Source organism: Flammeovirga aprica JL-4 (genome assembly GCF_012844305.1).
In the GTDB taxonomy this organism is placed as follows: domain Bacteria; phylum Bacteroidota; class Bacteroidia; order Cytophagales; family Flammeovirgaceae; genus Flammeovirga; species Flammeovirga aprica.
This window is the reverse complement of sequence record NZ_JABANE010000006.1, coordinates 1-21,470: the sequence shown is the minus strand read 5'-3', so window position 1 is coordinate 21,470 and position 21,470 is coordinate 1. Positions and strand designations below refer to the sequence as shown.

Here is a 21,470-nt window from a genome sequence, read left to right as displayed (position 1 = left end):
ATGAAATTTAAAAATACTTTTAACTCTCGCTCAAAAAGACAACTGAAAAGAAAGATTGAAGCTTTAATTACTCTACAAAAGAATCATTCAAATTATCACTCGCTCTCTTGTGAAGTAAAACGATTATTCAACAAAGTTTTTCAATTCAGCACAAATACGACATTCCAAAAATGCCTCTCAACAGCAATACTCTATTGTGGTATCAATTCCGTAAATGCTCAAAGTTTTGAGGCACCAATACACATCTCTGAATTTGCAAATTTTCAAATCACCGATGCAGGAACTCCTTCTATGTATAAACCTGCTTTAGTAGATATTGATAATGATGGCGATTTGGATTTCTTCTATGGTTCTAACCCTGATCTTTATTTTGTGGAAAACACAGGAGATAAAAACACCCCAAATTTTGAAAGTACTCCTGTTGCTTCCCCTTTTGATTTTAAAATTCCTTTTGACCACCCGGCATTAGAACCATCGTTTGTTGATATTGACAACGACGGGGACTATGACCTTTTTACTTCTGTCTATGAATACGGAGACTTTTATTACTATGAAAACACCGGTACACCTACGGCCCCTCAATTTGCTGAAAAAGAAAAAAAATGCTTTTGGATTTGAAGTTACAGGTGATATTGGCGAATACTCCACCAATGCGAGTGATTTTGTTGATTTGGATAACGATGGTGATTACGACTTGTTAGTTGTGGATTACTATGGAGAAGCATTTTATTATGAAAATATAGGAGATAAAGCAAACCCTCGTTTTGCTTCACCCATCAAAACTCCTTTTGGATTGCCCGAATTCCAATACAATGATTACGGTTTATTTGACTCTCCTATTGCTGAAGGCACTCCCATTTTTAATGATATAGACAATGATGGAGATCAAGATCTTTTGGTAGGAACATGGGATGAGGACATTCAGTTTTTTGAAAATATCGGTAATAATTGTTCTCCTCAATTTACAATTCCCATCACTAATCCCTTCAATTTAGAAGATACTGGCCTAGATAATATAAGAAGGGAAGCTATGGCTTTTGGCGACCTTGACAATGACGGAGATTTAGATATGATTCTCGCAGGTACACAGTATCCCAATATGTTCTTTTTTGAATTTAATGGAAAAGCTCCTTCTTACGCTGGCATCGGTGGTTGTAGCATTGCACAAAATGGAAAAACAAGTCCAAAACGAATGATTCAACGTGAAATAGGGCAAACAAATAATACGATTCATTTTCGACAACATCAAACCTACACTTCAAGTGATTTATCCTACTATGGTGGTTCTAGTGATCGTTTTGGATGGGATGTAAAGACCAATGCTACTTCAATGGCCATTGGTTCCTTTTATGGGCATTTCCAAGAAGGCGATCAAAAACTGTATCAAACCGGAGCGGTTGAAATGTATAAAAAGAATGAACAACAAGAATGGAAATTTCATCAAAAAATCTTCGCTTTTGATCATCTCAACCCTGCCAGTCAGTTCGGCGCTGAAGTAGAAATTAATGAGAGGTTCTTAATCGTTGGTGCACCTAAAGCCTATGATAAAGCAGATTATCCTGCTTACATCAACACTGGGTTTGTTTACATCTATAAAAAAGATGTCAATGGTGATTGGGTAGAATTCCAATTTATTAAAGCATCAACTGACAGGTCTAGCTATTTTGGAAAAGAGATTAGCCTTTCTAATTCAAAAATGGCCATTGCTAATACTGATAATCTATTCTTATATGATTGGGATGAAAAATCTAATAGTTGGATAGAAATTCAACAGATACCTATAAGTTCTAACACAAGAATTATTGAAATAAGTGATCATGATTTGTTTGTGGGTACACCTGATAAACTAGATATCTATCATTATCAAAAAAATAAATGGGCAATTTCTCAAACTACAACCATCAACAATGCTACTTTCGTTTCAGGAGAATTGGATCAAAATCAATTTATTCTTGGTCAATTCAAGTACAATGCCCCTCAATACGATTCTGTGAAAGTTTTACACAAAAATGAAAATGACCGTTGGGAAATGGAAACCAATATTGCTCTTCCTAGCAATATTACGCATAGACACTATGGCACTTTCACACAAATCAAAAGTGACTTTTTACTAATTGGCTCTAGCAATGAAAAAGGGCATTTGCTCAATGGTTTTGAAACTACATTTTCTGATCTATTACTCTATAAAAAAACAAATGGAGAGTGGTTACCGCATCAATCTTTAGTATATGAAAGTAACAAAGGAATTTTCCCTAGAGTAAATGTAGAGCTAGCCGATTCCTCTGTATATTTGGGAGTTTCTTCTGAATCATCCGTTACAGAATTCAAAACCCAAAAGATTGACAGTTGGGAATACAAAAGTCTTGATTGTGATGTGGTTTATTGGAAAGACTCTATCATTACGACTCCACAAGTACTGGCTGACACTATCAATAATTCAATTGCTATCTGATTGTTATAGAACTTCCAAAGGTGATCAATGAAATAAGAATAGAATCGAAAACGCCTTATTTACTAGACAATGATTCACTATTAGAGACATCTGGAGAATATAATTTTACTTTTCAAAATACTCAAGGCTGTGATAGTTTAGTGAAAGTTGATTTTTATAGAATGAATGAAGCGATCCAAACAGAAGATTGTAGTCTTGCACCTCAAGTTGAAGAAGGGTTTTATGCTGTTACTTACAATGATGAAAGTCCATTTTATAAATTCATTGCCGAAGAAAATGGTTTGCTGACCATTTCTACATGTGGGCTCACTGAAGAGGAAACAAGAATTGACATCTATAAAGATTGTAATCTGTTTGTTGGGTTCAATGAATACGCTTGTGATGATCAATCCTCTATCACAGTTCCTTTAACGAAAGGTGATTCTATCCTCTTCCAAATGATCGAACATGAAGTCTATGAAGATTATATTTTCGAAGTATCATTTATAGATGATTGTTATGCTCAATCTACGCAATATCTGGATACTTCTTTCGGAAATGATTGTGCATCAGCTTTAGAAATTACCGAAGGTTATCATAGAGTGAGAGATGAAAATACTTCTCCATGGTACCGTTATACAGCAAAAGAAGCAGGAACACTAAAAATTTCTACTTGTGAAATCTCTGATGAGGACACATTTATTGAAGTATATAGAAATTGTGTTCTTGATTATATTATAGATGACAAGTGTTGGATAAACTTCAATACAGAGATTGATCTAGAAAAAGATGAAGCAATTACATTTCATCTTTCAGACCGATTTGATCCAGATGATTATGTTTTTGAAGTTTCATTTGACAGAGGATGTCCTGAAGCTGAAAGCATTTTAATTTCAGGAACCAAGCAAGTTACTTCCGAAAAACAATGGTTAGAATTCAAAACAGAACCTGATCAATGGATTAATATTATTTCTCCTTCGACAAATAATTTCGAAGTATATTCATCGACATGTTTTGACAGCTTAATCGGTACTTCTTCGATCTCAAATGATACCGTCTCACTCCAAATTATACAATGAAAACTGTACTTCTATTTTCATCTACGCTGATATCAAAGAAGCAGATCATTCTTATGACATTTCTATCCTTCCCATTCCTGGTACTTCTTGCTCATCAGCTATACAACTAGATAATATTGGTATTTATAATGCAGAAAACTCTAGAGGGGATCAATGGTTTAAATATACCGCTGAAAAAACAGGAACCTTATTTATAAGTACGCTTGGGAGAACTTCATTAGATACTTGGATCAACTTAAAACAAGATTGTGGTAGTAGTTTCATCAGTTCCTCAGATGATGTAAATGGATTACAATCCTTAGTAAGAGTCAATGTCACAGAAGGAGAAACGTATCACTTTTTCATCGACCAAAGAGATAATGTTTCAGATCATTATGAATTCGAAATTGGTTACACTGACAATGAAGGTTTGACTTGTGATACAGCTCTTGAAATTACAGACAATGACTTCTCTGTGATCCTTTCCAATGAAACCAAATATTTTAAATACACCGTCCCTGAAAATGGAAACGTCATTTTTGATTTCTCTAATGCTATGTTTGTTGATGTCCGCTTAAATTCTTGTCAAGAACAAGCCTCTATAGCTTATTATGATGCTGACGTTGATGAAGGGCAGTCTATCACTATTGATGAACTTCAAAAAGATGATGAGCTGATCTTCGAACTTTCTGCTGAAGGTTTTTATCAACAAGACATCCAACTCACTAATAATGGACAGTTATTTGAAACAATTGAAATTTCTTCTTGTGATCCAATTCTTTTTAATGAACAAGGTATTACTAAAACGGGAACTTATTATGCTTATTTAGAAAGTATAGAAGGATATGACAGTACTGTTACTTTACAGTTCGAAAGATTAATTTCTTCTTTTACTTCAATTGAAGAAAGCAGTTGCGAAAGCTTCATTTTCGGTGAAAGTACTTACTTTGAATCTGGCACTTATATCGATACACTTATCAATGCGATAGGATGCGATAGTATCATTCAATTGGACTTAATCATAAACAAGACTTCATATACAATTGAAGAGGTAAAAACTTGTGAGAACTATGACTTCAATAACCAAGTCATTACAACATCAGGTACTTACTTTGATACTTTAACTAACGCTGTCGGGTGTGATAGTATCGTGCAATTGGACTTAATCATAAACAAGCACTCTTATACAATTGAAGAAGTAAAAACTTGTGAGAACTATGACTTCAATAACCAAGTCATTACAACATCGGGAACTTATTTTGACACTTTAACCAACATCATCGGGTGTGATAGTATCGTGCAATTGGACTTAATCATAAACAAGACTTCATATACAGTTGAAGAGGTAAAAACTTGTGAGAGTTATGACTTCAATGACCAAGTCATTACAACATCGGGAACTTACTTTGATACTTTAACTAACGCTGTCGGATGTGATAGTATCGTGCAATTGGACTTAATAATAAACAAGCCTTCTTATACAATAGAAGAGGTAAAAACTTGTGAGAGATATGACTTCAATGACCAAGTCATTACAATATCAGGGACTTACTTTGATACTTTAACTAATGCTGTCGGATGTGATAGTATCGTACAGTTAGATTTGTTTATTCACCACGCTATTCAAAATACAATCGAAATCAATTCATGCGAAAACTATGATTTCAATGGTGAACTACTCACCTCTACAGGTATTTACACTCAGACATTGATGAGTTCTGTTGGTTGTGATAGTGTTGTTACTATTGATTACACAAAAACGGTAGCTACGCTAGATGAAATAGTCGTTGAGACTTGTATAAGTTATGATTTTAATGGAAGACTTCTTTCTACTTCAGGTATTTATTATGATACACTTCGAAATGAAGTGGGATGCGACAGCAGTATCTTAAAATTAGATTTGATACTACATGAAGAAGGAAGCGATTTCTGTAAAGAGGAAGATGATGTTACTTCGATTGAATTAGAAATTGAAGAAGTGAATATTTTCCCATCTCCTTTCACTGATAAAATCAATATTTCATTTCAATCCATAAAAAATAATATAAACGTCAAAATATACGCTATGAATGGTGGTTTGGTGAGCTCTAGTAATCATCAAAATACGCAAAGCATTGAGAAGTATATCAAAGGCACATCGGGAATATATATTGTCTACATCACAGTAGATGATGCTACTATTCCAATCCAAAAATTATTGTCAAATTATAATTCACAGTAACTAGAAACACAGTAATTATTATTGAAATAAGTTAGACCTAATAGCCTATTCTTTAAGCTTATCTTTTTAAGTTTACTGAATAGGCTTTATCTAAAATTTTAAGTCATATGAAAAACATCGCACCCTTTGCTTGCACATTTACGCCACATATTCCAGAACTGCTTCAACAACTGAATTGCAGTATAGGCATCAGTACTTATCAAGCTGGAAAATTGGTCCTTATTTCCCCCAAAGACAATGAACACTTAGTACAATTGCCCCGTACTTTTCATAAACCTATGGGGATTGCAAAGCACCCGTCGGATGCCAATAAAATTGCGTTGGCGTGCAGAGATGAGGTCATCGTCTTTAAAAACAATGCTGAATTGGCTCAGTTCTATCCAAAGGCCCCTAATAAATATGATGGGTTATTTTTACCTACAGTCACTTACAAAACCAACTTCTTAGATATTCATGATTTAGAGTTTGGAAAGGATGGAATTTATGGTGTGAACACCTTGTTTTCTTGTATTATGAAACTCTCTGAAGACTTCAATTTTGAACCTTATTGGAAGCCTTCATTTATCAGTGCTCTTTGATCGTTGTCACCTTAATGGAATGGTCATGAAAGGCGGTCAACCCAAATACGCTACTTGCTTCAACCAAGGAAATCAAAAACAAAGTTGGAGAAGTGAAATCACAACGGGTGGCGTATTAATAGACATAGAATCCAATCAAATTATCACTGATGGTTTAGCAATGCCTCATTCCCCAAGATTAATCAACGGTAAAATGTATTGCTTGCTTTCTGCAAAAGGAGAATTTGTAGAAATAGACCTGAAAAGTGGGAAAGTCAATACATTATTATCACTCAATGCTTTTGTAAGAGGAATGGATCATATTGGAGATTACTTATTTATAGGCATGTCAAAGCTGAGAGAAAATTCTTCTACTTTCAAACAGTTGATTCCTCATATCAAAAATAATAGAGCTGGAATAGCAATAATTCACTTACCTACAATGTCCTTTCAAGGCGAAATCCTTTATAAATCTTCAGTGGACGAAATCTATGATGTCAAACTTTTCCCTAACCTAAAAAGACCTAATATCCTTCATCCGGATAGTCCAGAGAGTAAAATGGCGGTCTCTACTCCGATTGCTTCCTATTGGCAGAAAATTACAAACGCTGAATAAAGCTTTCCAATTCTACTTCCTCTTCTATATTCATTTTTTTACGGATTCTATGTTTCGTTACTCTTATAGAATTGGGTGTGGTATTTCGAATATCAGCAATTTCCTTTGTTGAAAGATTGAGTTTGATGAAAGAGCAAATTTCACGTTCCGTTTTCGTTAATGTGGGGCAAATCCCTGCCAAACGATCTTCAAAAACAGTGTTTACTTCATCAATATTCTCTTGCATCAATTGAATTTTCTGTTGACTTGCATTACTGATTTTCAATTCACGAATCACGGTCTTGAGTTCTTTTTTAATGTCCTCTGACTTCAAAATATCACTCAATGTCTGCACTGCTTTGGTCTGAAGTTTTACTTTGAGCTGATTATTAGCATTCAGCTTTTCAATATCTTTTCTTTTAAATTCAAGCTCCAATTCATGGTTTTTTTCTTGTTCTGCTAAGAGTTCTTGCGCCTGTTCTTCAATTTGTTTTTGTTGTTCTTCCAATGCCACATTCTGCTGTTTCAAGGCCTTCACATATCTTTTCATGTTTCTATTGAAATGGAAAACGATAAGAAAGGAAACTATAAAAATGGTGGCAATATTATGATGATAGATGATATCTTTAAAATAATCAGAATAAGTAACCATCCCTTCCCAATTCAGCCGATGTTCTTCAATAAAAATATAACTGAGAAACACGACCAAAAACATAATGACGGTATGTTTCTTATTCTCAAAAATAGCCGTTAAAACCACTCCGACTGGGATCAAGAGCAACTCCGAACTCACATCTGGTGTAACATAAGAAGCTAAACCAATAGACAGTGTCAACACTCCCGACAGCATATAACCAGAAAGAACATAGAATTGCTTTTTGATAAAGAAAAATATCAACCCTATCACTGAAGCAGTGGCAATTTGAACAGGTATAAAAGTGTAATTCCTTGCAAAAAAGTATAATGGAATATAAATCAATGTAGTCGCAAAGGCCAGGTGAGTTAGCCTATACAGAATCTTGTGTATACGATGTTTTTCATCTAAGATATCAATCATTTGCCCGTAGTAAAAAAGTAGAAATAACTTTATAAAGGTGGATGATCTTCTCTATTAATACAATTATTCCATCAACATTTTAATCTCTAAGAAGTTTTTACAGGAGTAAATCAGCTCGTTATCACTACTTAAATAATACACCAAAACGTGACTTTCACCCACATTACCCCTTAAAAATCATTTATAACTAATTTTAAACTAGTCTTTTAATTTTTATTTATTAATTTTGCCTCACTTTACACTTTAGGGGTGTTCGTTAAATCGGACTGAGAAATACCCTTTGAACCTGATGCGGTTAGTACCGACGAAGGGAAAAGTCATTTCTACTCTTGCACGCATTCCGTGCATTCCCTCCTAAGGTTTATTGATTGTATTGATTTTGAGTTGATCATATTACTCATGGTAACTCCTACATTTCAAATTTTAATGAAGAAATGAATATCACTGTAAACAATAAGTCTGTTTCACTTCCAAGTGCTTACTCTATAGCACAATTATTAGAGCACATGAATATTTCGGTGGCACGTGGCACTGTTGCGGTCGCAATTAATGATGAGATTATTTCAAAAGATCTTTGGGAAAACCATGCGATCTCTGAAAATGATCATATCACGATAGTCGCTCCTGCACAAGGAGGATAATTTGATTGAAGAATAAAACTGAAGAATTAAGAACATTGGTGATCTTTCACTTCTATTCTTTACTGGTTTCTCAAAACAAAATTGATTTTTTGAGATTGGTAAATCAGATGTTTTTATGAATTAAGCATAGGAAACGCCCGATTTTCTTAATTCTTCACTCGAATAAACACTTACGAAAAAATGAAAAAGCAAGACAAAATCCCTAGTCAGGAAGTCATCAGCCGTGAGCCATTCACTGGATCGAAAAAGATCTATGTAGATGGTGAGATCCACAACATCAAAGTAGCGATGCGTGAGATTAAACAAGATGACACCAATCACAAATTCTTAAACAAAGTTGAGAAGAACCCACCAATCACAGTTTATGATACATCTGGACCTTTCACTGATCCTGAAATCGAGATCGATGTAAGAAAAGGTTTAGATAAACTTCGTAAGGATTGGATTCTTGACAGAGGTGATGTAGAAGAGCTTCCTAAATTATCATCTGAGTATAGTATCGAACGTTTAGAAAATTCTGAATTAGATCACTTGCGTTTCGAGCACATCAAAAAGCCTTTGAAAGCGAAAAAAGGGCAAAACGTTTCTCAGATGCACTATGCTCGTAAGGGTATCATCACTCCAGAAATGGAATACATTGCTATTCGTGAGAACCAAAGAATTGAAGAGCAAGAAGGTAAATTCGGTACACAACACCCAGGTAACAGCTTCGGTGCAAACACTCCAGTAGGTAAAATCACTCCTGAGTTTGTTCGTGATGAAGTAGCAGCGGGTCGTGCTGTAATTCCTAACAATATCAACCACCCTGAGTCTGAGCCAATGATTATTGGTCGTAACTTCTTGGTGAAAATCAACGCTAACATTGGTAACTCAGCAGTTACATCTTCTATCGAAGAAGAAGTAGAAAAAACAGTTTGGGCTTGCCGTTGGGGTGCTGATACAATCATGGACCTTTCTACAGGTAAAAATATCCACGAAACACGTGAGTGGGTAATCCGTAACTCTCCAGTGCCAATCGGTACAGTGCCAATTTACCAAGCATTAGAAAAAGTAAATGGTAAAGCAGAGGACTTAACTTGGGAGATCTTCCGTGATACATTGATCGAACAAGCTGAGCAAGGTGTCGATTACTTCACAATCCACGCAGGTGTATTATTACGTTACGTTCCAATGACGGCGAAACGTGTGACTGGTATCGTATCTCGTGGTGGTTCAATCATGGCGAAATGGTGTTTAGCACATCACAAAGAAAACTTCTTGTACACTCACTTCGAAGAGATTTGTGAGATTATGAAAGCTTATGACGTAGCCTTCTCATTAGGTGATGGTCTTCGTCCAGGTTCAATTGCTGACGCAAACGATGAGCCTCAACTTTCAGAATTGAGAACATTAGGTGAATTGACTAAGATTGCTTGGAAGCATGACGTACAGACGATCATTGAAGGTCCTGGTCACGTTCCGATGCACATGATCAAAGAAAACATGGATGCTCAGTTGCAAGACTGCTACGAAGCTCCTTTCTATACATTAGGTCCATTGACTACGGATATCGCTCCAGGTTATGACCACATTACTTCTGCAATTGGTGCCGCTCAAATCGGTTGGTACGGTACAGCAATGCTTTGCTATGTAACTCCAAAAGAGCACTTAGGTTTACCAAACAAAGCAGACGTAAAAGAAGGTGTAATCACTTATAAAATTGCAGCACACGCGGCTGACTTGGCAAAAGGTCACCCAGGTGCTCAATACCGTGATAACGCTATGTCAAAAGCTCGTTTTGAATTCCGTTGGGAAGATCAATTCAACTTGTCTCTTGATCCTGATACTGCTCGTGAATATCATGACGAAACACTTCCTGCTGAAGGTGCAAAAGTAGCTCACTTCTGCTCGATGTGTGGACCAAACTTCTGTTCTATGAAGATTACTCAAGATGTTCGTGATTTTGCAGCGAAGCAAGAGCAAGAAGAAGGCTTGAAGCAGAAGTCTGAAGAGTTTAAAGAATTAGGAGGAGAAATCTATCACTAGAATTTAGGTTTCCATCGTAGGGGTAGACCTATGTGTCTACCCGAAAATGAGCAAGAAGTATGGAGGAAGGAAGAAAGATAATTAAGAAGGAAGAGTTAAGAGAAGCTGAGGTGCGTGAAAACGACAGTTACCTCATCCCTCATACCTCTTACCTCTTACCTCCCACAATAGGTTTAACTAAAGAAAGCTTTTACGACTCTGAAGTGGATCAGATCGTTTGTTGGCTGAACAATGGCATTGACATTATTCACCTTCGAAAACCTAATGCCACTGAAGAGGAAATCAAAAACTTACTAGAAGTTATCCCTTCTCATTTTCACTCTAGAATCACTTTACACCAACATTATACTCTTTCTGAAAAGTATAATGTTGGTGGAATTCACTTTAAAGAATTTCAGCGAAAAGAGTTGAATACAGCAACGTTAAAAGTTTGGAAAAAGAAAGGATTACGATTGAGTTCATCAGTACATCATATGGACGAGATTCCAGAAATCCCGACACTTTTCAATTACTTGTTTCTGAGCCCCGTATTTGATAGCACTTCAAAAATTGGGTACAATTCCAACAAAGAGATTCTGAAAAGGATGAAAAAGGAACGTTTTCCACATCATCAAATCATTGCATTAGGAGGTATCACTCCTAAAACTCTTTCAGAGTTAGATGGGTCTTCATTTACAGGAGTAGCAATTTTGGGATATTTATGGAATGCTTCTTCAGAAGAAATCAAAAATAAAGCCTTCGAATTACAATCGTCATGGAAAACACTCGACCTAATGCCTTAATACTTGCAGGGTTTGATCCCTCAGCCGGAGCTGGAGTATTGTCAGATGTCAAAACTTTTGAAGCACATGATGTTCATGGTTTCGGAATTTGCACAGCACTGACGTATCAGACCGGAGATGAATTTATAGGAATGAACTGGGTAAGTGCTGATGTGATTACTGCACAGCTTTTACCGATCATCGAACGCTATCCTATTCATGTATTAAAGATTGGTATCATCGAGAATTTCAAATTGATGAGACATTGGATTGATCTGATCAAAGGATTTTACCCAATGTGTAAAGTAGTACTTGATCCTGTATTGAGTGCGAGTGCTGGCTTTGATTTTCATGATGAAACTACTATTCGTCAGCTGGATAAAGTTTTAAAGAAAGTGGACCTGATCACTCCTAATTGGAAGGAAATGCAACAGCTTTCTGACAACGGTCCGCTTGAAGAAGCCATCAAAATTAGTCAGTCTACGCATGTTCTTTTAAAAGGGGGACATCATCCCACAGAAAAAGGAACGGACTCCCTGATTTATAAAGGTAAGATCACAAAAATTGAAGGTAGACCGATGGAGGTTTTCGAAAAACATGGTTCAGGTTGCGTCTTGGCATCGTCCATCAGTAGTTACCTTGCCCATGGAAAATCAATTGAAGAAGCCTGCCGTTTAGGTAAAATTTATATTGAAGATTACTTAGCAAGTGACCCAAGTAAATTTGGACAACATCATTTCATAACAATATCATGATACACAAACTGCATTACATTTCGACTGAAAAAAAAGACAAAAACCACCTTCAACATATCCAAGAAGCGTGTGAGTCGGGTTGTCGATGGATACAACTAAGAGCCAAAGATATCAGCACTGAAGATTACATTGCTTTAGCCAAAAAAGCTAAAATCATCACTGATCTTCATAATGCCATTCTCCTTATCAATGATCGTCCAGACGTAGCCAAAGCAGTAAATGCTGATGGTGTACATGTGGGTAAAGAGGATATTTCTCCTGCAGAAGCTAGAGAAATTTTAGGAGAAGGAAAAGTTGTCGGGGGCACAGCCAATACCATCGAAGACATTCAACGTCTGTATGATTATGGTGTAGATTATATTGGATTAGGACCGTTTCGTTTTACACAAACAAAAAAGAAACTGAGCCCAATCTTAGGTTTAGAAGGCTACCAATCACTTTTGGACCAATGTAAAGAAAGAGGTATTGATACGCCGATTATTGCAATTGGTGGTATTGAAGTGACAGATGTGGAAAATATATTAAAAACAGGTGTTCACGGTATCGCTGTTTCAGGTGTAATTGCCAATGCAATCAACCCTGCCGGTGTAGTTACTGTAATGAACGATATTTTGAATAGAACTTCAACTCCTGTTTTATAAGTAGTTAAACATTAATGATTTTAATTGTTCAACTGCTTAATTATTATAGAATTAAAAAATTATCCTCATGGATCAATTAAAAATAGCTGATAAAACTTTCAATTCTCGCCTTTTCACAGGTACAGGAAAGTTTATGTCAAATGATCTGATGGAGAAATCTTTAATCGCTTCAGGTTCAGAGTTAGTCACTGTTGCTCTAAAAAGAGTAGACGTTGACAATCCTGATGATGATGTATTAAAGCACCTTCAACACGATCAATTCAACTTATTACCGAATACTTCTGGTGCCAGAACGGCTAAAGAAGCTGTTTTTGCAGCACAATTGGCAAGAGAAGCACTAGGAACCAACTGGGTAAAATTAGAGATTCACCCTGACCCTAAGTATTTAATGCCTGACCCGATTGAAACACTTCAAGCGGCAGAAGAATTAAAGAAATTAGGTTTTGTGGTATTGCCTTATATCCATGCTGATCCGGTTTTATGTAAAAGATTAGAGGAAGTAGGATGTGATGCAGTAATGCCTTTAGGTGCTCCAATTGGAAGTAATAAAGGACTGAAAACATTGGATTTCTTAGAAATCATCATTGAACAAAGTAACGTTCCTGTTGTTGTTGATGCAGGTATCGGTTCCCCTTCTCATGCAGCACACGCCATGGAATTAGGAGCTGATGCGGTTTTAGTCAACACTGCCATTGCTGTTGCCGGTGACCCAGTTGCTATGGGTAAAGCATTCGGTCAAGCAGTAGAAGCAGGTAGAGCGGCACACTTAGCGCAAGTTGCTCAACCAAGAGTAACTGCAGAAGCGAGTTCGCCATTAACAGGATTTTTGAACCAACTTTAATGTTGAGGTAAGAGGTAAGAAGTAAGAGGTAAGAGGCGGAGATTCAGATTCCTCTCTCCTTTTCCCTGTTTCTCTTCCCTGTTCCCTCTTCCCTGACTTATGTATAAAGATTTATTTTATCAACATAATTGGGATGAAGTAAAGGCGAGTATCTACGCCAAAACCGCTCATGATGTGGAGCGTGCTTTGGGAAAAGAGAAAAGAAATTTAGAAGATTTCAAAGCCTTAATTTCTCCTGCAGCTGCTCCTTATTTAGAGCAGATGGCACAATTAAGTCATCAGTTGACAAAGAAGAGATTTGGCAACACGATTCAGATGTACACGCCAATGTACCTTTCGAATGAGTGTCAAAACATCTGTACGTATTGTGGTTTTTCTTTAGACAATAAAGTAAGAAGAAGAACACTTTCGGACGAAGAAATCATTCGCGAAGCGGAAGCTATACAAGCAATGGGTTTTGAACACATTCTTTTGGTAACTGGTGAAGCCAACAGAACGGTGGGTGTAAAGTACATTAAAAATGCCATCAAACTGATGAAACCTTATTTCTCTCATATTTCTATGGAGGTGCAACCCATGGACCAAGATGAATATGAAGAACTGATTGAGGCAGGTTTGAATACTGTTTTGGTATATCAAGAGACTTACCATAAAGAGGATTACAAAAAGCATCACCCGAAAGGAAAGAAATCGAACTTTGATTACAGAGTTGATACACCGGACCGTTTGGGAAAAGCTGGTATTCACAAAATTGGTGTAGGTGTATTGATTGGTTTAGAAGACTGGAGAACAGATTCATTCTTTACCGCTTTGCATTTAGACTACCTTGAACGTACCTATTGGCAAACCAAATACTCTATTTCATTCCCAAGATTAAGACCTTTCTCAGGAGGTTTGGAACCTAAAGTGGAAATGAATGATAGAGAATTGGTACAGTTGATTTGTGCTTACCGCTTGTTTGATGAAGAAGTTGAACTCTCTTTATCGACAAGAGAACACCCTATTTTCAGAGACAATATCATCAAGTTAGGAATTACTTCTGCTTCAGCAGGATCTAAAACTAACCCAGGTGGATATGTTGTAGAACCTGAATCATTGGAGCAATTCGAAATCTCAGATGAAAGATCTGCGGAAGAATTTGCGGAGATGGTGAAAAGTCAAGGTTATGAAGTAGTTTGGAAGGACTGGGATTTAGCGTTACAATAATATAACCCGTAGGGGTCAAGCTATGTCTTGACCCGAAATTGAAAAAATTATTAATTCTCAATACAAGAATTAAAATGTTGACGAAAGAAGAATACAAACGATACGACAGACATATCAGATTAAAGGAGATTGGAGCAGAAGGGCAGGAAAAACTGAAAAATGCTTCTGTTTTGGTGATTGGTGCAGGTGGATTGGGATGTCCTGTATTACAATATCTTGCGGCAGCAGGAATTGGGCATTTGATTATTGTTGATCATGATGTCGTTTCCGTTTCTAATCTTCAACGTCAAGTACTTTTCACAACTTCTGATATTGGCAAACCCAAAGCAGAAGTGATCAAAGACCGCCTCATTGCAATGAACCCTGATTGCAATGTGGAGGTGATTTTAGAGCAGTTTTCAAAAGAAAATGCTTTATCAATCATCAAAAAAGCAGATGTTGTGGTAGATGGAACAGATAATTTTTCATCAAGGTACCTTATCAACGATGCTTGTGTGATAGAAGACAAACCTTTGGTTTCCGCCTCTATTCAGAGTTTTGATGGACAACTTTCTGTATTCAATTACAAAGGAGGTCCTACTTATCGCTGTATTTTCCCTAATCCACCATCACAAGAAGAAGCTCCAAATTGTAATGAAATTGGAGTCGTCGGTTCAATGGTGGGCATTATGGGAACGATGCAAGCCACAGAAGTGATTAAGTTGATCACCGGAGCAGGAAATGTATTAAGTGGTCAACTTTTGTTGGTAAGTGGTTTAGATATGCAATTTCAGACGTTGAGATTCAAGAAAAATCCAAAAGTTGCCAACATATCAACATTAGGTGATTATAATTTTGATTTTTGTGCCATTCCTGATGATGAAATTGAGATCAGTTATGAACAAGTGGAGCAACTACTCACCGACAATGTTGATAACTCAGTGTTAATTGATGTTCGCGAAGAATACGAAAGAGATATTGATGATATTGGCGGGATCAATATTCCGTTAGCTGAATTAGAAGAAAGAATAGCTGAAATTCCTGAGGTGGATCATATCATTTTCTATTGTCAATCGGGTAAAAGAAGTAGAAAAGCAATTGAGATGTATCAATCTATTCACAACAATAATTCTAAGCTTTTCAGTTTAAAAGGTGGAATGGAATTAATCTAAGCTCCACCCGCCTTTCACAATCATCAGGGTAGAAGTAATTGTACTTTTGCCCTAATTATAACCTATCTTAAATCTTACTATTGGGAAAATATCAAAAGTTTTCCGTATTTTTGCTAACGAGCTGGAACTCACGAAAAGTTACTAATTGAAGCAACAATTTTTCTTTTTTAGTACCTATCATTTTTTCAGATAGCGTCACGATTCCTATTTAATCAATCATAATAAAAGCGACTAAACATGTACATTAAAGGTATGTATGCTCTAGGGAGTATATTTCACTTTAGACACAAACCTATCAAAATCAATTACTTTATTAAAAATATCTTCGGTGGAATAATTTTACCAACTGCATTATTTCCTTCTAGGAAAGATGAGCATCTGAAGATTGATAAAAAAGAACAAGAGTATATTGATGCAAGGGTGGATTACTATATGAAAAAAGAAACCAATTTTAGTACTTCCAAGCAAGCAACTTCTGTTGGTGAATTTAAATTAGATAATCATGGCAGTGCCTATTTTTTTGACCTGAAATCAAGAATTAAATACTTCAACCCTTGGTTAAAAATTGATTTTATCTTTGGTGATGTCATCCACATTCCTGAGGTTCCTTCTATTGTTAAAAGCCGACCGATCTCAGATCAAAATGAAAACAGTATTCTTTTAAAACTGAATAAAATCAGACATTTCAATTTTGTCAATGATTGGATAAAATTTGAAAATAAAAAAGATATGCTCGTGACAAGAGGGAATGTTTTTAATAATCATGACAACAGATTACTATTTTTAGAAAAATATTTTAATCATCCTCTTTGTGACATCGGAAAAGTGAACTTCAGCGAAGCAAATGCTGAAAACTACACTGACAATCGATTCATCAAAGAAAAGATGACCATTGAAGAGCAATTGCATTACAAATTTATCTATTGTTGGGAAGGAAATGATGTGGCCACAAACTTGAAGTGGGTAATGTCCTCCAACTCTATCGCAGTAATGCCCACTCCAACAATGGAAACATGGTTTATGGAAGGCAAACTGATACCGGATTATCATTATATTCATGTAAAGGATGATCTGTCTGATTTGCCTGAAAAAATTGAATATTATTCAAAAAACACCAAGAAAGCATTAGAAATTCTTAAAAATGCTCACCGATTTGTGGAACAATTCAAGAATGATAAAAGAGAGAAAAAAATTGAACTTTTAGTATTAGATAAGTATTTTCGAGCATCTACTCAATAAAATACAATCTAAACTATGAAAGTCACAGGCTTCAGCTTCATACGTAATGCTATAAAATATGACTATCCCATTGTAGAAGCAATCAAATCAATCTTACCAATCTGCGATGAATTTGTTGTTGCCGTTGGTAATTCTGATGATGCTACATTGGATTTAATCAAGAATATTGATCCCGGAAAAATCAGAATTATTGAGACTATCTGGGATGATAATTTACGAGAAGGCGGACGCGTATTGGCAATTGAAACTGATAAAGCTTTCAAAGAGATTTCAAAAGACACAGATTGGTGTTTTTATATACAAGGTGATGAAGCCCTTCAAGAGGATTTCCTTCCGGTGGTCAGACAGGCCATGGAAAAGTATAAAGACAATCCAAAAGTTGATGGGCTTCTTTTCAATTACAAACATTTTTATGGCTCGTATGACTATATTGGTTCATCTACAAAATGGTATAGAAATGAAATACGTGTTATAAAAAACAATCCTGATATTTACTCTTACAGAGACGCCCAAGGATTTAGGAAAGGTAACAATCAGAAGTTGAATGTTATTCCAATTGATGCATGGATCTATCATTACGGTTGGGTGAGACCTCCTAAGAAAATGACGGCAAAACAAAACAATTTTGGGTCATTATATAATGGAGGTGAAAAAATTGTGTCAGATGAAGAATTTGATTATTCTGAAATTGATATGCTGAGCCTCTTTGAAGGTAAGCACCCGAAAGTAATGCAGGAGAGAATAAACAAACAGAATTGGAAGTTTGAAAGAGATATTTCAATTAAGAACACCTCATTCAAAGAAACTGTAAAACAGCTAGTTATGAAACTTACAGGAGGGTATATTATTGGTGAATACAGAAATTATAAGATTATTAAATAAATAATATATAAAGTTTAAATTCTACTAGTCCATAACTAAGAACAAAACTTCTATCTTTGCAGAGTGAAAGAGAATCTAGTAATAACACCGACCTATAACGAGATTGAGAACGTAGAGTTGATCATACGTGCAGTGATGAATCTCGAAACCCATTTTGATATGCTAATTGTTGATGATGGGTCACCTGATGGTACAGGAGCAAAAGTAAAAGAACTCATGCAAGAGTTTCCTGACCGTTTATATTTGGAAGAAAGAACAGGTAAAAATGGATTAGGTACAGCTTATATTCATGGTTTTAAATGGGCACTTGCCCGCGACTATCAGTTTGTGTATGAGATGGATGCCGATTTCTCTCACAACCCTAATGACTTGGAAAAGTTGTATAAAGCTTGTAAGGAAGAAGGGTATGATATGTCGATCGGTTCTAGATACAAGTCTGGAGTGAATGTAGTCAACTGGCCTATGGGAAGAGTACTGATGTCTTACTTTGCCAGCAAATATGTACAGTTTATTACAGGTTTACCGATCAATGACACTACAGCAGGTTTCAAATGCTACACGAATAAAGTTTTAACCACTATTCTCAACAAAGATCAAATCCATTTTGTGGGTTATGCTTTCCAGATTGAGATGAAGTTTAAAACATGGAAATACGGCTATAAAATTAAAGAGGTGCCAATTGTTTTTACAGATAGAACAAGAGGTGATTCTAAAATGAGTGGCAGTATCTTTAAGGAAGCATTCTTTGGTGTCATCACCTTAAAAATAAGGAGCTACTTTAGAAAGTTCGAGAAGTAAACACTTATAAACACCTTCTTTGTGATTTTATCAATAAGATATCATTACATTTCCTAGGTTCATAAATAATAAATTTTCAAATCAATACTGTTAATGAGTCATTTAACAGGTTTTTTCTGTGTATAATAGAAAGTCATTGATTCTTGCATTTACCTTATTGTAATAAATTTCAGATGAAAAAAATAGCATTTATATCTCAAGATAATCCTAATGATAAAAGGGCTTGGTCCGGTACCGCTCACACTATCTTTATGACATTAAAGAAAGATTTTGATGTCTATTGGCACGGTAAAATAGAGTTAAGCAAATCTGAAAAAGCAAGCCTCTTTTTCAATAAATATGTCAATAAAATTGGGAAAGGAAGGTTAGCTAATGAACGAAATCTAGAAATCTCCAAGGTCTATTCTTCCAAAATGGATGAATTTATAGCATCACAGGACTTCGATTATATTTTTGTATGTGCTGTTCCTTTCATGGGAGCATTTATCAAAAATACCACAATCCCTATGATCTATCTTAATGATGCTACTTTTGAAAATATGATTGATTTCTATGCACCTTTTATGGGGTTAAGTAAAAAGGGAATCAAAGAAGGACACGAAATTGAAAGAGCCTTATTAAAGAGAGCTTCAAAAGTAGTTTATAGTTCACAATGGGCAGTAGACAGTGCCGTCAATTATTACAATGCAGATAAAAATAAAGTTTCTTTTATTGACTTTGGGGCAAATCTTCCATTAGAAGATTATACTGAAAATATCCCTTCAGAATATGTCAATAACAAATGCCGTTTGTTATTTAGTGGAGTAGACTGGAAAAGAAAGGGAGGAGAAACTGCATTGGCAATCACAAGAGAATTGACGAAAAGAGGAATAAATACCGAATTGGTGATTATTGGATGCAATCCATCTATTAGAGATAAAAATGTCACTATTATTCCTTTTCTAAATAAGAACATTAAAAAAGACCTGGAGTTATTTACGAAATATTTTAAAAATTCCACATTTTTTGTGCTTCCAACCGTTGCTGATTGTACACCAATTGTATTTTCTGAATCTGGGGCATACTCTTTGCCTGTAATCACTACTAAAGTCGGAGGAACGGAGAGTGTGATCTTGGAAGGTAAAAACGGTTATACCTTTGATCTTAATGCTACGCCATCTGAATATGCTGATACTATTGAAAAATTATGGAATGATAAAGAAAAATTGATCAGCTTGAGAAAAGCTTCTTTAAATGAATATCATTCAAGACTTAATTGGGGTATATGGCGTAAAAAATTTAACGAACTATTAAACTATGAAAGTAGCAATCATTGAAATCGGAGGATCTCACTCTGAATGTATTTACTCACAGGTACTTTTCTTACAAAATTTAGAAGCTAAAATCACTTTAATTCTTGATCCAAAAGTTGAGAAATTAATCGACTATGATCATTTATATGAACATAAGGAAGTTATTGATACGGATAAGTATCATGACATCTTAATGGCATTTAAAATCAGATCATATATTCTAAAAGAAAAGTTTGATACCGTAATCTTCAATACTGCGCAAGGCAACTTTGTAAAATACTTGTGTCTGCTACCTTTCCCTTCTAACGTCAATTTTACTGGGACTTTACATAATTTACAAAAGTGTAATGGAAGTATTGGCTATAAGATTATTGCTAAAAAGTGTAAGAAACTGTTTGCATTGAGTGACTATCTAATTGAAGAACTTTCTACGGATAAAAATAAATTCACAGCCTATTATCCTAAATTTTTTCCAAAGTTTGAAACCAACCCCTCTATAAAAAAAAGTGATGCAAACGAGATATGGATCACAATTCCTGGCGGGATTTTCTTTGAAAGAAAACCATATTTGAGGTTCATCAATGCATTAAAAAATGTTCCTTCAAATGTAAAATTTATCTTTTTAGGAAAAGGTAATGAAGAACATTACAAGAAACTTTTAGAAGAGGTAAAGCGACTGGGCCTTCAAAAGAATATAGAATTGAAAAACTCATTTATGTCCAATGAGGATTTTCATACTTACATTCAACTCAGTGATTTTATACTTCCATTAGTGGATACTTCATTCAGTAATGATATGTATAAAACAAGAATCACTGGTGCCTTTAACCTTGCTTATGCTTATGAAAAAGTAATGATTATGGATCATTCTTTCAATAAGTATCAAGAGTTTAAAGACAATACTATTTTTTATTCAATGGATAAAATTAATGAGATCATTGAGAATTTATCCTTGGATCATTCATATATTCCACAAAAAAGATTAAGTTTGGGGACACAGTCTCAACGCTATAATCAATATTTATAATATCACAACATGTTCATAGTAAGTACTATCTGAATAAATTGATAAGTACTAAGTCAAAAATAAATTATAGTTCATTCTAATTTATTTTTTGTGAGTACAACGCTAAAAAATGTGTTAATAGTGGTTCTATTAAAAGTTTTTTGAAGGAATTAATCCCAAAACAATAAATAGAATTAGTATTAGATAATCTTGAATTTGTACTTAGTAATATTAACTACATAGGGAGTCTTGGTAAATAGACTCTAGCACTCACTAAAATCAGGATATTTATTCTTTTTGGTGAGTGTTTTTG

General features: G+C 35.3%; 20 protein-coding genes and 1 riboswitch. Of the genes, 19 read left to right on the top strand and 1 reads right to left on the bottom strand.

Going from position 1 to position 21,470, the window contains the following annotated elements:
• The 6 genes from HHU12_RS03175 (at position 1) to HHU12_RS35575 (ending at position 6,883) form a co-directional block, all read left to right on the top strand.
• On the top strand, positions 1 to 618 hold the full coding sequence (locus tag HHU12_RS03175; RefSeq protein ID WP_169654934.1) for an FG-GAP repeat domain-containing protein: 618 nt from the start codon (positions 1 to 3) through the stop codon (positions 616 to 618).
• Complete coding sequence (locus HHU12_RS03170) at positions 584 to 2,452, top strand: FG-GAP repeat domain-containing protein (protein ID WP_169654932.1); 1,869 nt, start codon at positions 584 to 586, stop codon at positions 2,450 to 2,452. Before HHU12_RS03175 ends, HHU12_RS03170 begins: the two co-directional genes overlap by 35 nt.
• A gap of 20 nt (positions 2,453 to 2,472) precedes the next feature.
• On the top strand, positions 2,473 to 3,510 hold the full coding sequence (locus tag HHU12_RS03165) for a hypothetical protein (protein ID WP_169654930.1): 1,038 nt from the start codon (positions 2,473 to 2,475) through the stop codon (positions 3,508 to 3,510).
• Complete coding sequence (locus HHU12_RS03160; RefSeq protein WP_169654928.1) at positions 3,479 to 5,710, top strand: T9SS type A sorting domain-containing protein; 2,232 nt, start codon at positions 3,479 to 3,481, stop codon at positions 5,708 to 5,710. The genes HHU12_RS03165 and HHU12_RS03160 overlap by 32 nt, the downstream gene beginning before the upstream one ends.
• A 107-nt stretch (positions 5,711 to 5,817) precedes the next feature.
• Complete coding sequence (locus HHU12_RS35580) at positions 5,818 to 6,288, top strand: DUF4915 domain-containing protein (RefSeq protein ID WP_169654926.1); 471 nt, start codon at positions 5,818 to 5,820, stop codon at positions 6,286 to 6,288.
• Positions 6,248 to 6,883: a DUF4915 domain-containing protein gene (locus tag HHU12_RS35575; protein WP_169654924.1), complete on the top strand. Its 636-nt coding sequence runs from the start codon at positions 6,248 to 6,250 to the stop codon at positions 6,881 to 6,883. The genes HHU12_RS35580 and HHU12_RS35575 overlap by 41 nt, the downstream gene beginning before the upstream one ends.
• Here HHU12_RS35575 and HHU12_RS03145 read toward each other — a convergent pair.
• Positions 6,867 to 7,919, bottom strand: a complete 1,053-nt coding sequence (locus HHU12_RS03145) for a helix-turn-helix transcriptional regulator (RefSeq protein ID WP_169654922.1) — start codon at positions 7,917 to 7,919, stop codon at positions 6,867 to 6,869. The genes HHU12_RS35575 and HHU12_RS03145 overlap by 17 nt on opposite strands.
• Positions 7,920 to 8,154: 235 nt before the next feature.
• Positions 8,155 to 8,249, top strand: a riboswitch (TPP riboswitch).
• A gap of 104 nt (positions 8,250 to 8,353) precedes the next feature.
• Here HHU12_RS03145 and thiS point away from each other — a divergent pair.
• From thiS to HHU12_RS03080, 13 genes are all read left to right on the top strand, one after another.
• Entirely contained in the window at positions 8,354 to 8,560 is a 207-nt protein-coding gene (thiS, locus tag HHU12_RS03140; RefSeq protein WP_169654920.1) for a sulfur carrier protein ThiS, read from the top strand.
• A 180-nt stretch (positions 8,561 to 8,740) separates the two neighbouring features.
• Positions 8,741 to 10,585 (top strand): phosphomethylpyrimidine synthase ThiC, encoded by a 1,845-nt coding sequence (gene thiC, locus HHU12_RS03135; protein ID WP_169654918.1) that lies wholly within the window; start codon positions 8,741 to 8,743, stop codon positions 10,583 to 10,585.
• Between the two features lie 59 nt (positions 10,586 to 10,644).
• Positions 10,645 to 11,367 carry a thiamine phosphate synthase gene (locus HHU12_RS03130; RefSeq protein ID WP_169654916.1) on the top strand — a complete coding sequence of 241 codons (723 nt, stop codon included), beginning with the start codon at positions 10,645 to 10,647 and terminating at the stop codon, positions 11,365 to 11,367.
• Positions 11,340 to 12,101 (top strand): hydroxymethylpyrimidine/phosphomethylpyrimidine kinase, encoded by a 762-nt coding sequence (locus HHU12_RS03125; protein ID WP_169654915.1) that lies wholly within the window; start codon positions 11,340 to 11,342, stop codon positions 12,099 to 12,101. The genes HHU12_RS03130 and HHU12_RS03125 overlap by 28 nt, the downstream gene beginning before the upstream one ends.
• Complete coding sequence (locus tag HHU12_RS03120) at positions 12,098 to 12,742, top strand: thiamine phosphate synthase (RefSeq protein WP_062618795.1); 645 nt, start codon at positions 12,098 to 12,100, stop codon at positions 12,740 to 12,742. The genes HHU12_RS03125 and HHU12_RS03120 overlap by 4 nt, the downstream gene beginning before the upstream one ends.
• A gap of 67 nt (positions 12,743 to 12,809) precedes the next feature.
• Complete coding sequence (locus HHU12_RS03115; protein WP_169654913.1) at positions 12,810 to 13,583, top strand: thiazole synthase; 774 nt, start codon at positions 12,810 to 12,812, stop codon at positions 13,581 to 13,583.
• A 99-nt stretch (positions 13,584 to 13,682) separates the two neighbouring features.
• Positions 13,683 to 14,789, top strand: coding sequence for a 2-iminoacetate synthase ThiH (gene thiH / locus HHU12_RS03110; RefSeq protein ID WP_169654911.1), 1,107 nt, complete (start codon positions 13,683 to 13,685; stop codon positions 14,787 to 14,789).
• A gap of 38 nt (positions 14,790 to 14,827) precedes the next feature.
• Complete coding sequence (gene moeB, locus HHU12_RS03105) at positions 14,828 to 15,940, top strand: HesA/MoeB/ThiF family protein (RefSeq protein WP_240970836.1); 1,113 nt, start codon at positions 14,828 to 14,830, stop codon at positions 15,938 to 15,940.
• 237 nt (positions 15,941 to 16,177) lie between these two features.
• Complete coding sequence (locus HHU12_RS03100; RefSeq protein ID WP_205959763.1) at positions 16,178 to 17,179, top strand: glycosyl transferase family 90; 1,002 nt, start codon at positions 16,178 to 16,180, stop codon at positions 17,177 to 17,179.
• Between the two features lie 15 nt (positions 17,180 to 17,194).
• A complete protein-coding gene (locus HHU12_RS03095) occupies positions 17,195 to 18,061 on the top strand; it encodes a glycosyltransferase family protein (RefSeq protein ID WP_169654909.1) in 867 nt (288 codons plus the stop codon).
• Positions 18,062 to 18,124: 63 nt separating this feature from the next.
• Positions 18,125 to 18,859 carry a polyprenol monophosphomannose synthase gene (locus tag HHU12_RS03090; protein ID WP_169654907.1) on the top strand — a complete coding sequence of 245 codons (735 nt, stop codon included), beginning with the start codon at positions 18,125 to 18,127 and terminating at the stop codon, positions 18,857 to 18,859.
• Positions 18,860 to 19,032: 173 nt separating this feature from the next.
• Complete coding sequence (locus HHU12_RS03085; RefSeq protein ID WP_169654905.1) at positions 19,033 to 20,175, top strand: glycosyltransferase family 4 protein; 1,143 nt, start codon at positions 19,033 to 19,035, stop codon at positions 20,173 to 20,175.
• Positions 20,156 to 21,178, top strand: a complete 1,023-nt coding sequence (locus HHU12_RS03080; protein ID WP_169654903.1) for a glycosyltransferase family protein — start codon at positions 20,156 to 20,158, stop codon at positions 21,176 to 21,178. The genes HHU12_RS03085 and HHU12_RS03080 overlap by 20 nt, the downstream gene beginning before the upstream one ends.
• Positions 21,179 to 21,470 lie beyond the last annotated feature (292 nt).

What these genes read in the sequence shown, in the direction of transcription:
- HHU12_RS03100 (WP_205959763.1), top strand. Translation starts at nt 16,178, where the DNA reads ATGTACATTAAAGGTATGTATGCTCTAGGGAGTATATTTCACTTTAGA.
- HHU12_RS03145 (WP_169654922.1), bottom strand. Translation starts at nt 7,919, where the DNA reads ATGATTGATATCTTAGATGAAAAACATCGTATACACAAGATTCTGTAT.
- HHU12_RS03175 (WP_169654934.1), top strand. Translation starts at nt 1, where the DNA reads ATGAAATTTAAAAATACTTTTAACTCTCGCTCAAAAAGACAACTGAAA.
- HHU12_RS03125 (WP_169654915.1), top strand. Translation starts at nt 11,340, where the DNA reads ATGGAAAACACTCGACCTAATGCCTTAATACTTGCAGGGTTTGATCCC.
- HHU12_RS35580 (WP_169654926.1), top strand. Translation starts at nt 5,818, where the DNA reads ATGAAAAACATCGCACCCTTTGCTTGCACATTTACGCCACATATTCCA.
- HHU12_RS03130 (WP_169654916.1), top strand. Translation starts at nt 10,645, where the DNA reads ATGGAGGAAGGAAGAAAGATAATTAAGAAGGAAGAGTTAAGAGAAGCT.
- HHU12_RS03115 (WP_169654913.1), top strand. Translation starts at nt 12,810, where the DNA reads ATGGATCAATTAAAAATAGCTGATAAAACTTTCAATTCTCGCCTTTTC.
- thiS (WP_169654920.1), top strand. Translation starts at nt 8,354, where the DNA reads ATGAATATCACTGTAAACAATAAGTCTGTTTCACTTCCAAGTGCTTAC.
- HHU12_RS03120 (WP_062618795.1), top strand. Translation starts at nt 12,098, where the DNA reads ATGATACACAAACTGCATTACATTTCGACTGAAAAAAAAGACAAAAAC.
- HHU12_RS03095 (WP_169654909.1), top strand. Translation starts at nt 17,195, where the DNA reads ATGAAAGTCACAGGCTTCAGCTTCATACGTAATGCTATAAAATATGAC.
- HHU12_RS03085 (WP_169654905.1), top strand. Translation starts at nt 19,033, where the DNA reads ATGAAAAAAATAGCATTTATATCTCAAGATAATCCTAATGATAAAAGG.
- thiH (WP_169654911.1), top strand. Translation starts at nt 13,683, where the DNA reads ATGTATAAAGATTTATTTTATCAACATAATTGGGATGAAGTAAAGGCG.
- HHU12_RS03160 (WP_169654928.1), top strand. Translation starts at nt 3,479, where the DNA reads ATGATACCGTCTCACTCCAAATTATACAATGAAAACTGTACTTCTATT.
- HHU12_RS03080 (WP_169654903.1), top strand. Translation starts at nt 20,156, where the DNA reads ATGAAAGTAGCAATCATTGAAATCGGAGGATCTCACTCTGAATGTATT.
- thiC (WP_169654918.1), top strand. Translation starts at nt 8,741, where the DNA reads ATGAAAAAGCAAGACAAAATCCCTAGTCAGGAAGTCATCAGCCGTGAG.